General features: G+C 58.7%; 11 protein-coding genes and 1 pseudogene. 9 read left to right on the top strand and 3 right to left on the bottom strand.

Going from position 1 to position 12,349, the window contains the following annotated elements; translation table 11 throughout:
• The first annotated feature begins 32 nt into the window (after nucleotides 1–32).
• The 8 genes from MAE01_RS07095 to MAE01_RS07060 all read left to right on the top strand — a co-directional run bounded on the left by MAE01_RS07095 (nucleotide 33) and on the right by MAE01_RS07060 (nucleotide 8,930).
• Nucleotides 33–1,943: a polysaccharide biosynthesis protein gene (locus tag MAE01_RS07095; RefSeq protein WP_229718071.1), complete on the top strand. Its 1,911-nt coding sequence runs from the start codon at nucleotides 33–35 to the stop codon at nucleotides 1,941–1,943.
• A complete protein-coding gene (locus MAE01_RS07090) occupies nucleotides 1,940–3,073 on the top strand; it encodes a DegT/DnrJ/EryC1/StrS family aminotransferase (protein WP_222591661.1) in 1,134 nt (377 codons plus the stop codon). The genes MAE01_RS07095 and MAE01_RS07090 overlap by 4 nt, the downstream gene beginning before the upstream one ends.
• A complete protein-coding gene (locus MAE01_RS07085; RefSeq protein ID WP_147038861.1) occupies nucleotides 2,955–3,698 on the top strand; it encodes a sugar transferase in 744 nt (247 codons plus the stop codon). The genes MAE01_RS07090 and MAE01_RS07085 overlap by 119 nt, the downstream gene beginning before the upstream one ends.
• Nucleotides 3,691–4,335, top strand: coding sequence for an acetyltransferase (locus MAE01_RS07080; RefSeq protein ID WP_147038860.1), 645 nt, complete (start codon nucleotides 3,691–3,693; stop codon nucleotides 4,333–4,335). Before MAE01_RS07085 ends, MAE01_RS07080 begins: the two co-directional genes overlap by 8 nt.
• A complete protein-coding gene (locus MAE01_RS07075; protein ID WP_147038859.1) occupies nucleotides 4,278–5,495 on the top strand; it encodes a glycosyltransferase in 1,218 nt (405 codons plus the stop codon). The genes MAE01_RS07080 and MAE01_RS07075 overlap by 58 nt, the downstream gene beginning before the upstream one ends.
• A 78-nt stretch (nucleotides 5,496–5,573) precedes the next feature.
• Entirely contained in the window at nucleotides 5,574–6,386 is an 813-nt protein-coding gene (locus MAE01_RS07070) for a glycosyltransferase family 2 protein (protein WP_267901849.1), read from the top strand.
• A 146-nt stretch (nucleotides 6,387–6,532) separates the two neighbouring features.
• Entirely contained in the window at nucleotides 6,533–7,618 is a 1,086-nt protein-coding gene (locus tag MAE01_RS07065) for a glycosyltransferase (protein WP_186806155.1), read from the top strand.
• A gap of 283 nt (nucleotides 7,619–7,901) precedes the next feature.
• The gene (locus tag MAE01_RS07060; RefSeq protein ID WP_186806154.1) at nucleotides 7,902–8,930 is read left to right on the top strand and encodes an EpsG family protein; all 1,029 of its coding nucleotides are present in this window, start codon (nucleotides 7,902–7,904) and stop codon (nucleotides 8,928–8,930) included.
• Nucleotides 8,931–8,982: 52 nt separating this feature from the next.
• Here the strand turns inward: MAE01_RS07060 and MAE01_RS07055 are convergent.
• Nucleotides 8,983–9,105, bottom strand: a pseudogene (locus MAE01_RS07055) (IS3 family transposase); the annotation flags it as partial.
• A 72-nt stretch (nucleotides 9,106–9,177) separates the two neighbouring features.
• Between MAE01_RS07055 and MAE01_RS07050 the strand changes: the two are divergent.
• Nucleotides 9,178–10,416 (top strand): IS256 family transposase, encoded by a 1,239-nt coding sequence (locus MAE01_RS07050; protein WP_186806153.1) that lies wholly within the window; start codon nucleotides 9,178–9,180, stop codon nucleotides 10,414–10,416.
• Here MAE01_RS07050 and MAE01_RS16085 read toward each other — a convergent pair.
• Both MAE01_RS16085 and MAE01_RS07040 read right to left on the bottom strand, forming a co-directional pair.
• Entirely contained in the window at nucleotides 10,413–10,745 is a 333-nt protein-coding gene (locus MAE01_RS16085) for a transposase (protein WP_222591660.1), read from the bottom strand. The genes MAE01_RS07050 and MAE01_RS16085 overlap by 4 nt on opposite strands.
• A 184-nt stretch (nucleotides 10,746–10,929) precedes the next feature.
• Nucleotides 10,930–12,252, bottom strand: coding sequence for a lipopolysaccharide biosynthesis protein (locus MAE01_RS07040; protein ID WP_267901848.1), 1,323 nt, complete (start codon nucleotides 12,250–12,252; stop codon nucleotides 10,930–10,932).
• Nucleotides 12,253–12,349: the final 97 nt, after the last annotated feature.

Below are 12,349 nucleotides of genomic sequence, written 5' to 3'. Positions count from 1 at the left end.
CAAGTTCTTGGGATGTGCAAACATAGAAGGGCATGGTGCAGATGATGCCGATGCATGATTTCGGGGTGATAGCCGAGGGGGGCAAGTCGGTGGAACCAAGCGCAAGCACCGGTTCGATTTTAATAGTGTCAGTGAGACAAAGGCGGCGACGGTTCGCTGCTGCCGTCGTCGACAGCCTCGCGTGGGTGGTTGGAATCTTCGCTGCCGTCGTTCTGCGCTTTGAATTTGAGCCCACCACGAGCGGATGGGTTGCGACGCTGGCGCTCGCGCTGGTTGCGGCTGGCTTGCAGGTCATCGTCGGCCATTACTTCGCGTTCTACCGGGGCCGTTACGCGTACGGATCGTTCGAAGAAGTGCGGATGCTCGGGCTCGCGGTTCTGTTGCAAGCAGCAGTACTTACTGTGTTGGTGCTCGTACTTGGGCCGTTCGTCAGCATTCCTCGCGGAACCGTGATCTTGGCGTTCCCGTTCGTCCTTCTCTTAATGTTTGGTGTCCGCTACCTTGCACGTCTAATGCTCGAGCGGACCCGTAAGCCTGGTGAGGAAGCTAAGCCGGCGCTCATCGTCGGGGCCGGTTACCTGGGAAGCACCCTGATAAAGACACTCACGACAGACCCAACTTCCCCCTTCCGTCCGGTCGGTATCCTGGACGACGACCCGGCAAAGAAGAACCTCCGTCTGCGGGGCGTTCCGGTGGTCGGCCGAACGAAGAGCATCGCTGCGGCTGCCGAAGAAACGGGAGCCGAGGCGTTGATCATCGCCATCGGGCAGGCGGACAGCACACTACTCCGACGACTAACCGATGATGCGGCGAAAGCGGGTCTCACCATTTCGGTCACCCCGGCACTTTCCAGTCTCCTGAGCGGCGAGAAGTCCGTCGGTGACGTGCGTGATATCAGTATCGAAGATCTGATCGGACGGCATCCCGTCGACACCAACGTCGAACTCGTTGCAGGCTACGTCACCGGGAAAAGAGTGCTGGTCACAGGCGCAGGCGGCTCTATCGGATCCGAGCTGTGCCGCCAATTGGCGAAGTACGGCCCGAGCGAGCTGATCATGCTCGACCGCGACGAGACTGGCCTGCAGCTGGCCCAGCTCGGCACCGCTGGACACGGTCTGTTGGATTCCAAAGATGTCGTACTAGCCGATATCCGTGAGGCCGAGACACTGAACAACATCTTTGCCGATCGGCGTCCTGAAGTTGTGTTCCACGCGGCGGCACTGAAGCACCTGCCGATGCTCGAGCAATACCCGGACGAGGCGTGGAAGACGAACGTGCTTGGCAGTCTCAACGTTCTGCTTGCCGCCCAATCAGTTGGCGTTAGTACGTTCGTCAATGTCTCCACTGATAAGGCCGCAAACCCGACCAGCGTACTGGGACATTCCAAGCGCGTTGCCGAGAAGCTGACGGCCTGGGCTGGTGAGCAGACTGGAATGCGATACCTCTCCGTGCGCTTCGGCAATGTCATCGGCAGTCGTGGGTCGATGCTGCCTACGTTCCAAGCACTCATCGAGGCCGGGGGGCCGTTGACAGTGACGCATCCCGATGTCACCCGATATTTCATGACGATTCCGGAGGCTTGCCAGCTCGTCATCCAAGCAGGCGGAATCGGACGCGCGGGAGAGGTCCTCATCCTTGATATGGGCGAGCCGGTGTCGATCCTCGAAGTCGCAAAGCGCATGATCGCGATGTCGGGAAAGAACGTCGAGATCGTGTTTACGGGTCTTCGTCACGGTGAGAAGCTGCATGAAGTTCTCGTGGGCAATCGTGAAGATCTGGAGCGGCCTTTCCACCCGAAGGTTTCGCACACGCGGGCCGACTCGATCTCCCCGGAGCGCCTCGATAAGACGGGCTGGGAAGCCCGGATGAAGTCCGAGCCGCGCAACAATGACACTGCCATCGTTGAGCGCATTCAGGTGGACAACGTGGAGAGCGCGAAGTGAACGAACGTATCTATATGTCTTCCCCCGACATCGGTCAGTTGGAGGAGGACGCGGTCGTAGCTGCCATGCGCTCCGGCTGGATCGCCCCACTAGGGCCGGATGTCGACGCATTTGAGCGTGAACTCGCTACGCGCGTGGGTGTTGCACACGGAGTTGCGCTGGCTTCTGGGACTGCGGCGCTTCACCTCGGACTATTGGCGCTCGACGTCAAACCTGGCGACGTCGTCGTGACGTCTACATTGACGTTCGCGGCGACAACGAATGCGATTATTTATACAGGGGCCGAGCCCTACTTCGTAGACGCCGATCCGTCGACCGGAAACATGGACCCCGATTTGTTGCGCGCAGCACTGAGTTCGCTGCGCGACACATCTCGGAAGGTAGGTGCGATCCTTCCTGTGGACTTGCTCGGCAAAGCTGTCGACTACACGTCCATTCTCGCGATCGCGAACGAATTTGGAGTTCCGGTGCTAGCCGACGCCGCCGAATCGCTCGGTGCTACGCATGATGGGAAAGCAGCCGGCAGCTTCGGTGAGGCTTCGATCGTTTCGTTCAACGGCAATAAGGTCATGACGACCTCGGGCGGCGGAATGCTCCTCACCGATGATATAGAAATCGCCCAACGGGTTCGCTACCTCGCTACGCAGGCGAGGCAGCCTGTCGTCCACTACGAACACACGGATATTGGTTACAACTACCGCATGAGTAATCTGTTAGCAGCCCTCGGGCGAGCGCAGCTGGCTCGTCTGGATGAGATGATTGCCCGGCGCCGCGAGGTTCGTGAGTCCTATAAGGCGCTGTTTGCGGATGTGCCGGGAGTGCAGATCTTCGGCGCCGCTAATGATCAGAATGACAACGTCTGGTTGACGTCCATCCTCGTTGACGAAGCAACAGCCGGCTGGAAGCCTCAAGACTTGGTGTCAGCGCTCGCCGCAGACAACATCGAGAGCCGACCATTGTGGAAGCCGATGCATCGACAGCCGGTCTTCGCGGGATACGGCGGTCTGATCAATGGAGCGTCAGAAAATCTCTTCAGCAGAGGTCTCACCCTGCCCAGCGGATCCGCGCTCAACAACGAGCAGCGCGAGCGGGTGCGCTCCGCAATCGTGGCGTTCCTCGATCGGGTCTAACGTGGCCACGGGTAATCACCGTTCGTACGATGCGTTCAAACGTGTACTCGACGTGCTGGGAAGTTTCGTGTCTTTGGTGCTGTTGAGTCCCGTCATACTTCTGACGGCATTGTTAGTTCAGTTGCGCCTCGGGAGCCCTGTGCTTTTCATCCAAGACCGTCCCGGGCGGGGCGGGCGGGTGTTCCGTTTGTATAAGTTTCGCTCGATGCGCAAGCTCGATGAGGAACGGAGCTGGGTCACCGACGAGCAGCGTCTAACGCGATTCGGCCGCACATTGCGATCCACGAGCCTCGACGAGTTGCCGTCGCTCTGGAACGTACTTCGTGGCGACATGAGTTTCGTCGGCCCACGCCCGCTTCTGGTCGAGTACCTGGAACAGTACAGTCCGGCCCAGGCTCGACGACACGAAGTGCGTCCAGGCATTACCGGATTGGCGCAAGTGAACGGTCGAAACCATGTGCGGTGGTCTGAGCGGTTCACGCTAGACGTGGCGTATATCGAAAACCGTGGATTTTGGATGGATGCGCGAATCTTATGTGCCACCGTTAGGACAGTGTTTACGCGTCAAGGGATCTCTCAGGACGGTCACGCGACAATGAAGCGGTTCGGAGAAGGAGATGGCTGACGATATCCTCGTAGTCGGGGCCGGTGGCTTCGGGAGAGAGACGCTCGATGTTATCGAGTCGATCAATGCGACTAGGCGGGCCCCGCTTTGGAACGTGCTCGGAATCGTCGATGATGATCCGGAACCGGTTCAACGTGCACGGCTATCGGAACGGGGGTATACCTGGCTAGGGTCGGGCGACGAAGTCACGAGGATGTTTGGCGCTGTCTCGTACACACTCGCAATTGGTAAGCCACAGATTCGTGCCAAGCTCGCGACTCGTTTTGAGGCCGCCGGATGGTTGCCCGTTTCGCTGATTCACCCGTCCGCCAACGTCGGGTCGTACGCGAGGATAGGTTCTGGAACCGTGGTATGTGGTGGCGCCCAAATCTCCACTAATACCCGACTTGGGCGATATGTACATCTGAATCCGGGCGCGATAGTCGGGCACGATTCGGTGCTCGATGACTTCGTGTCAGTGAATCCGGGAGCAATCATCTCTGGAGAGGTTTCGATCGGCTCCGGGGCTCTTATCGGTGCGGGAGCTGTTGCGCTCCAGGGGCTTAAGATCGGTGCTGATGCGGTCGTTGGCGCCAGTGCATGTGTGACGCGAGATATTTCACCGCGAAGCACGGTAAAGGGGGTGCCGGCTCGATGAGTGTACGGCCGCGTCTATGCTTCATGGTTACAAGTTCCCTCACGGCTGCCACGTTTCTTCGTGGGTACATGAAGTTCCTTCGACAGCAGGGGTGGGACGTCACTGTCATCTGCGCGCCCGGGCCGGGCGTCGCGGAAATGGCGCAGGCTGACGGCGTTTCGCTTCATACTCTCGAGATGAGACGAGATCCGGCCCTGCTTCGAGACCTCGTCAGTCTAGGTCGCACTGCGATTCTCTTGAGAAAATTGCGCCCTGATGTGGTTGTGTACGCGACTCCAAAAGCGAGCCTCCTCGGGGCGATAGGCGGTGCGATGGCCGGGATCACTGTTCGTGTCTACGAACAGTGGGGGCTCCGGTTAGAAACACTGTCCGGCTTCCGGCGCTTTATATTGGCAGGTGTTGAGAGATTGACAGCGAAACTCTCTACGACAATTGTTGCCAATAGTCGTAGTCTCTCCGATCGTTTGCGTACGCTAAAGCTGTCAGGTGGGCGCGATGTGGTGGTGCTCGGAGACGGGTCAGCGCACGGCGTTGACACGACGCATTTCAGTTCGGATGTGGAAACGGCCGGACTGGATCGTGACACACGGACGTTCGTCACCGCGCACGAGAACATGCTACGCATCTGTTTCGTGGGCCGCCTTCACCCAGACAAGGGGATAGAAACACTACTCGAAGGCATGTCAGCCGCGGGTCGGGCCGGCGTAAGAGTGGCAGCGATTCTTGTTGGTCCGAGCGAAGGTGCAGAGAAGAACATTGGTGTTCATACCCGCTACAGTCAACTCAACTTGCGACTCGTCGGCGAAGTAGTTGATACGCGCCCATACCTGGACGCCAGCGATGTGCTGGTGCTAATGAGCCGTAGAGAGGGTTTCCCGACGGTTGTGCTCGAAGCCGCTTCGATGGGCATCCCCGCTATCGTCGCGAACAGCACGGGCACTGTGGATTCCGTAGTTGATGGGGTGACCGGCATCGTCGTCCCCGTGGGAGACTCACAGATGCTCGCTGACGCACTCGCTACTTTGGCAAACGACCGGCAACTGCTTAGCGCTTACGGCATGGCGGCTCGGCAACGTGCTATCGACAGGTTTGATCAGACTCACGTTTGGCGGATGCACTCCGAGTACTTCCTTGAACTTCTCGAGAGATCTCGACGCTAAGCGCGACCGAGATAGTGCTTGGATGTCATTGAGGCATCGCTGAGTAAACGTCGCCGCGAAAGAAGGAAATTCCTCACTATGGCTGTTAGACCGACAGTGTCGATCATCATGGCTGAGTTCAACACTCAACCGGAACACCTTCAGGACGTGTTGCGATGCGTTGTCGCGCAGAGCTTTCCGGACTTCGAACTGATCCTCGTCGACGATCGCGGCGCTAATGACGTGGGGGCTATCGTTGATGCGCTCAGTGATCCGCGGTTGCGCGTAATCGTAAATCCCAAGAACCTGGGATTTGTTGAGGCGCTTCACGTGGGTCTTGCCGCGGCGCGTGCGGACTTGCTTATTCGAATGGATACAGATGACCTGTATGAGGTGGACCATATCTCAAAATTAGTGCAAGCGGCCAGTAGCCATCCTGAGTATGCAGTGATTTCTACGATGAGCCGCGAGATCTCCGATGATGGCCGAACGATTTTGCTCGGTCGTGAAGGAGAGAAAACAGCGAAGGACTTGATCCGAGGGAATGCGTTAATTCACCCGGCGACGCTCATTCGAAGATCCGCAATTGAAAGGGTAGGCGGATACCCTCGGGAATTTCCGCGTGCCGAGGACCTCGCGTTGTGGTGCGAGTTTCTATTGGCCGGTGAGCGCCTGTACATGACTGGTGATATAACTCACAGTTACCGCGTTGATTTGGGAAACTACAAAAAGAGACGACTCCGGTACCGTGCGGGGGAGCTGCGCGCTCGCTGGCATTACTACCCGCGCCTTGGCGCGAGTCCATTCGATTACCTCAAACTATTACGAAGTGTCCTTGGAGGAATCCTACCTGGCCGCTTTGTTCGGTTCTTGCGGCGTGTCGAAGCCAACACCGTCGGTCGCCAGCCGTGAGCCCCAAGCTTCCTTCCCGGTTTGACTCGGCCCGAAAGACTGATCCGTCACACGCGTAAAGCGCCTGCCAACAACTAGGTAACGAGGCAATGAACAACACGGCACTACCTCCGATCATAATAGTTCATTCCACTTCGGTCATCTCAATGGATTCCGACTTGGCGGTGAACTTTCGGCCAGCTCGTTTTGTGCGAGCGTTTGAGGCAATGGGGTATCGCGTCATAAACGTGTCCGGATCCAAGGCGCAAAGAACAGAGACGATCAAGCAAGCGAAGCGCCTTGTTCGAACCGGCGCGGTGATTGATTTTATGTATTCGGAGTCGAACTATACCCCGACATTCCTGAATCGCCACGGCGAAAGATATGAACTAACGCCTGTTCTGGATTATTCCTTTTTTTATTGGGCCCGTCGCCATGGAATCCCGATCGGCCTGTTCTATCGAGACGCGTTGTGGCTGGTGCCCAGTCAGCGGAGCCGCTGGAGGATATTTGAATGGGCGCGACGTCTCGCCTATTCACTTGATCTGCATATCGTGTCGTCGCTTGTATCGCGGATCTTTGTACCGTCTGTGGCATTCGCGCGTAGCCTGCCGATTCGGACGTCTCAGGTTCCAGACAGGGTGATCCCTTTGCCGCCGGGGGCACCCAGTGTTTCCGCAGATCAGAGTTTGGGGATAAAGGGGCCCGGGCTCCGGTGCATTTACGCGGGGAGTCTCGGCGGCCATTATGATGTCTCACAATTGATCGCGGCGATGGGTGACGCACCGGGCTCGATCGAGTTGCTGATTTGCACTCGTGAGATCGGTTGGCACAGCCTTAGCGAAGCGGATCGTCAGGCGATCGAGGAAGTCGCGACCGTGGCCTTCTTGCGGCATTCTGAGATGTCACAGGTTCTTGCCGCTGCCGACATTGGTATGTTTATAACAGCGCCGTCAGAGTATATGGTGAACGCCGTACCGGTCAAAGTGTTGGATTACTTCTCGTACGGACTTCCTGTCGTCGCCACCGAGGGCACTTCAGGCGCCGAGCTGGTGCGGTCTTCGGGCGCGGGTTGGGTTTGCGGCTCCAGCCCGACCGAACTCGCGCATCTGCTTGAGTCATTGCAGGCCGACCCTGATGAGGTCCAGCGGAGGGGTAACATGGCCCGAGCCTATGCACGTGTGAACACCTGGACCGAGCGGGCGCTTGAGGTACGAAAGGTCCTGTTGGGAGGAAATCAGGCCGGTAAGTAGTTCGGGACGTCCGCGAAACCGGCGAACGGGCGTTTCGCACTCACGTCGGTCGCGGCGACGTGAAGCAAGCGATCGTGGACAGTATCGGCCCCGCTTCCGTCTGGTTTCACCTTGGGCCGTGGGATCTTGCGCCTCAATTCAGAGCCAAACGACCTGTAGGCTTACCGGAGCACTTCCGTGGAGAGGGATTGAACAGCAAGTGGCACCATATGTAGTCATCGCCATCATCGCGCTCGTTTTCCCCTGGATCAGCCGGGTCACCGCTCGGAAATACCGCCCAATCGTGACTAAGTCCGCTGCGAACCAAGCCGGTGCGTCGACGCGCCGGATCACCATCATGGATTTAGTCACGCTTCTGGTGTTGATTATCTTTGCGGGTACGCGGTCGATTTTCGTTGGTACCGATACCTCGATATACGCCGTATTCTTCACGCGGATCGATCCCGGCGATTGGGCGCTTTCTATTGAAGCCAGCCCCTTTGAAGTCGGTTATACCGTCCTTGCGCTGGTCGTCAAGATGTTCGGTGGCAATTTTACGACGTTGCTTTTGGTTGCTTCGACCATAACTGTGGGTGCTGCATTTTGGGCCATAAAACGGATAGCGTTGGATGTCCCGCTTGCGATACTGCTGTACGTCTTGCTCGCTTTCTACTTGACTCCGATGAATCTGTTGCGACAAGGGGTTGCGGTTTCGCTTGTTCTCCTCGCCTCAACCTTCATTATTGCGCGGGTGCGCCTCCGCGGGTTGATTGTCTTTCTCTGTCTAATCGGAGTAGCGGCGTCATTTCATGCAACTGCGGTTATCGTTGCTGTGGTCATACTCTTGCTTCGGCGAGTTCGGATCACGTTTAGGAACGCATTATGGATCCTCACCGTTGGGGCCGCGGGGGTAACCGCGATTTGGGCCTCTGGCTGGTTCAGCGCCGTAATCGCGCTCGTGAACCCAAGGTATGAGATCTACGGCGACATACAAGCAACTGGGGGACTGGGGAGTTACCTTATTCTCGGTTTCACGATCGTACTCGCTCTCTGGGCGCTCGTGCTCCGGCCCGCACGTGAAGACGCGCCCTTGGCAACTTTAGTTCTCGTGGGATGTATCGCACTTCTCCTCGGAACGCAGTTTATATATGCCGTCCGTTTCGCGGATTATTTCACTATATTCCTGGTGCTACTGTTGCCGAATGTCTTGAAGACCGCTGAGGTTGCCACCGGTCGCCGGGTATTCCTCGTGCTGGTGAGTGCGGCGTATTACATCGCATATTTGTCAAACTTCGGCGACCTTGTCCCTTATCGCTCAACGATCTCCCTATAATTTCAGGACGATAGGTTTTGTGTTCAGGGCCTATGAGCGTGGGCCGCCCCCTTCATTCGGTCCGGTCGCTGTGCGAGTCGTCGGTTTCCAATTGATGGGTGCATTGCCGAGCGTAGTCGACGGGCGCGAGGTACCCGAGTGATGAGTGTCGGCGGTCGTGGTTGTACTCGGTCTTCGGGACTGTCTGATTAACGGTGGATCTGGTCTGGCCTGACCGAAAGGAAGGGCGATGACCGATGTCATCGAGATGATCGATCCTATGACGGGAGAGATCATCGATGAGCAGCAGCTCGCGGAGCAGCTGCTGAAGCAGGCGAAGGAACAGGGGGTCGGCCTCGTTGGCCCCGACGGGGTGCTGAACGGGCTGACCAAGCGGGTGCTGGAGACAGCGCTCGAGGCGGAGATGACCGAGCATCTTGGCTACGAGAAGCACGGCAACACGACCGGAGAGAACGCCCGCAACGGGATCCGATCGAAGACGGTGCTGACCGAGGTCGGTCCCGTCGAGATCGACGTTCCCAGAGACCGTGAGGGGTCGTTCGAACCGAAGATCGTCAAGAAGCGGCAGCGGCGTCTCACCGGCGTCGACGAGATCGTGCTGTCGCTGACCGCTCGCGGGCTGACGACCTGCGAGGTCGCGGCGCACTTCGACGATGTCTACGGCGCTTCGGTGTCGAAGGACACGATCTCGAGGATCACCGACAAGGTCATCGAGGAGATGACCGAATGGCAGAACCGTCCGCTGGATCGTGTCTACCCGGTGGTGTTCATCGACGCGCTGGTGGTGAAGGTCCGAGACGGGCAGGTGCGGAACAAGCCGTTCTATATCGCCGTTGGCGTCACCGTGAACGGGGAACGCGACATCCTCGGGATCTGGGCCGGCGACGGCGGCGAGGGGGCGAAGTTCTGGCTCGGTGTGCTCACCGAGATCAAGAACCGTGGCGCCGAGGACGTGTGCATCGTCGTCTGTGACGGGCTGAAGGGTCTGCCGGAATCGATCAACACCGCCTGGCCGCTCGCGACGGTGCAGACCTGCATCATCCACCTGATCCGCAACACGTTCCGGTTCGCGTCCCGCCACTACTGGGAAGAGATGGGCAAGGACCTCAGACCTGTCTATACCGCCCCGACCGAAGCGGCCGCCGCCGAGCGATTCCGCGACTTCGACGCGAAGTGGGGTCAGCAGTATCCGGCGATCAGCAAGCTCTGGCAGAACGCCTGGAGTGAGTTCGTGCCGTTCCTCGACTGGGACGTGGAGATCCGGCGGATCATCTGCAGCACGAACGCGATCGAGTCCCTCAACGCCCGCTACCGCAGAGCAGCCCGGGCGCGCGGGCATTTCCCCAACGACGCCGCCGCGCTGAAATGTCTCTACCTCGTGACCCGTTCGCTTGACCCGACCGGGCGCGGCAGGGCACGCTGGGCGACCAGATGGAAGCCGGCGCTGAACGCGTTCGCGATCGCATTCGAAGGACGAATCAACTAATGAACGCCAGGCCAGATCCACCGTTTATCGGACACACCCTTTCCCGGCAGGTTCGCCTGCGACAGATACGCCGCCGCCCGTCGCAGCACCTCGTTCTCCTGCTCCAGCAGCCGGTTCCGCTTCCGCAGCTCACGGATCTCCGCCTCCTCGGACCGGGACTGACCCGGCGCCGTGCCCTCCTCGACCTTGGCGCGGTGGAGCCACTTCTGCAGCGTCATCGGATGAACACCGAAGTCTTTCGCGATCTGCTCGATCGTGACTCCGGGCTCGCGGTTCTGAGCGACGCGCACGACGTCGTCACGGAATTCACTCGGGTAGGGCTTGGGCACAGCAACATCCTTCCAGGCCCATCACGCGGGCAAGCCAGATCAGATGTCACCTACTCGTGCAGCAGTCCCCGACGCCCGCGCGGCGCTGCAGGTAGGAGTTGTTGAGGGAAGATCGCTGCCGAGCAGGATCGGCCGCGCATGTATCGCCCCTTCGCGCGGTTTGTGCCCTTCTCGACTCCGTGGGTCAACGGATCAGGGATGGACGCGCAAGCCAAAGCGCTAGTGCAATGTATGCCACAAGCGAGACCGCCTGACATGCGCTCATTATCCAGACTGCGAGTAGTAGATCATTGCTGAAGGTGAACAGAACGCCCAGTGAGAGAGCGGTAACGACCACGGCGTAGAAGAGCCCCACATGTTCTTTGCGCAAAACGATGAAAATCGTTGAGATAGGAGAAGCCACCAAATTGGCGTAGAGGGCGGGCACGAGTGCTTGGGCAAACTGCCCTGCTTCAACCCATTCCGGCCCGAGGACGAAGGGAAAGAGCGTGGGGCTGAGCCAGAAAATGAGTGCGAACGGGATCATTCCCAATGCGAAGGACTTCACAATGCTGCCGCGCACGGTCTCGAACAACTCGCTGCGCGCAACCGTGGCAAGTCTCGGAAAGTACACTTGACTGATCGCGGAGCCGACCAGTCCGGCTGGGAGCTGCACCAGTCGCCACGCCTGAGAATATTGCCCCAGCGCAGCAACTGAATAGTACCCGATTATCAAGTTGACTCCATTGAGTCGAAACGAATCGATCAGGGTGTGCGGCATTAGAAGTGCGGGCAAGCGCCAGTGTTTGCCAAGAAGGTACCGCCATCGGCGTCCATCCACGTCGACGAACAGTCTCGTCTCCTTGCGGCCAGTGAGAGCCAAGAAGATCGCGCCTGCCAGTTGTCCAATAAGAAGGCCGATCGCCAAACCGGCACCAGTGTTGGGAATGAGGAACCCAAGGGCAACCTGTGCGAGCGCCGCCACGGCGCTTTGGGTCACTCGGTTTCGGCTGATGATCTTGTATTTTGCCGAGCGGATGAGCCACTGAGTCATGTAGCTGGTGTAACCCAACAGAAAGACACCGGGGCCGACAAGTAGAGCAAGCCAGAGCCAGCTCGGAGGCAGCCCAATCGGTAGCAACACGAGAAGCCCGCACGTTCCCGTGGTCAGCAACGCCACAATTGCGAGTAGTCGAACACCAAGGCGTGCGATCGCCGCGGCCTCGCGGTTGGAGCGGGGCAACACCACTGCCATCTCGTATCGCAACGTGCCAACTATGGCGACGAGAGTCGTTATTGACACGAACAGGGCGTACTCGCCGAACGGAGCTGGCCCGTACAAGCGGCTGAGAATCGGGACGATGGCTAGGGTAACAAGTTGTGACGCCATCGTGCCGGTGATCAAAGTCAATATGTTGCGTCTTGTGCCTCGGTCAGAGCTCTTGTCTGCGACCACTCCAGCCCTCCCGTTCGTGTGATGGCGAGTAGTTCCTGGGCGGGAGCTCGGGCGGGCAGCCCAAACCCGCATGTACGCATCACCCATCGACAGTACCGTGTTCGGTGGCAACCGGCGCGCTCCACCGCCGCCGTCTCTAGCGTGCTTCATTCGCCATAACCTGTACGAC

The sequence above is a fragment of the Microbacterium aerolatum genome (genome assembly GCF_007988825.1).
GTDB classification, from domain to species: Bacteria; Actinomycetota; Actinomycetes; order Actinomycetales; family Microbacteriaceae; genus Microbacterium; species Microbacterium aerolatum.
Note: the sequence above shows the minus strand (reverse complement) of the source record. Positions and strands in the feature narration are given on the sequence as shown.

Coding starts and splice junctions, on each gene's coding strand:
- MAE01_RS07095 (WP_229718071.1), top strand. CDS start 33: ATGGTGCAGATGATGCCGATGCATGATTTCGGGGTGATAGCCGAGGGG.
- MAE01_RS07085 (WP_147038861.1), top strand. CDS start 2,955: ATGGAGCGTCAGAAAATCTCTTCAGCAGAGGTCTCACCCTGCCCAGCG.
- MAE01_RS07080 (WP_147038860.1), top strand. CDS start 3,691: ATGGCTGACGATATCCTCGTAGTCGGGGCCGGTGGCTTCGGGAGAGAG.
- MAE01_RS07075 (WP_147038859.1), top strand. CDS start 4,278: ATGTGTGACGCGAGATATTTCACCGCGAAGCACGGTAAAGGGGGTGCC.
- MAE01_RS07070 (WP_267901849.1), top strand. CDS start 5,574: ATGGCTGTTAGACCGACAGTGTCGATCATCATGGCTGAGTTCAACACT.
- MAE01_RS07065 (WP_186806155.1), top strand. CDS start 6,533: ATGGATTCCGACTTGGCGGTGAACTTTCGGCCAGCTCGTTTTGTGCGA.
- MAE01_RS07050 (WP_186806153.1), top strand. CDS start 9,178: ATGATCGATCCTATGACGGGAGAGATCATCGATGAGCAGCAGCTCGCG.
- MAE01_RS07040 (WP_267901848.1), bottom strand. CDS start 12,252: ATGCGGGTTTGGGCTGCCCGCCCGAGCTCCCGCCCAGGAACTACTCGC.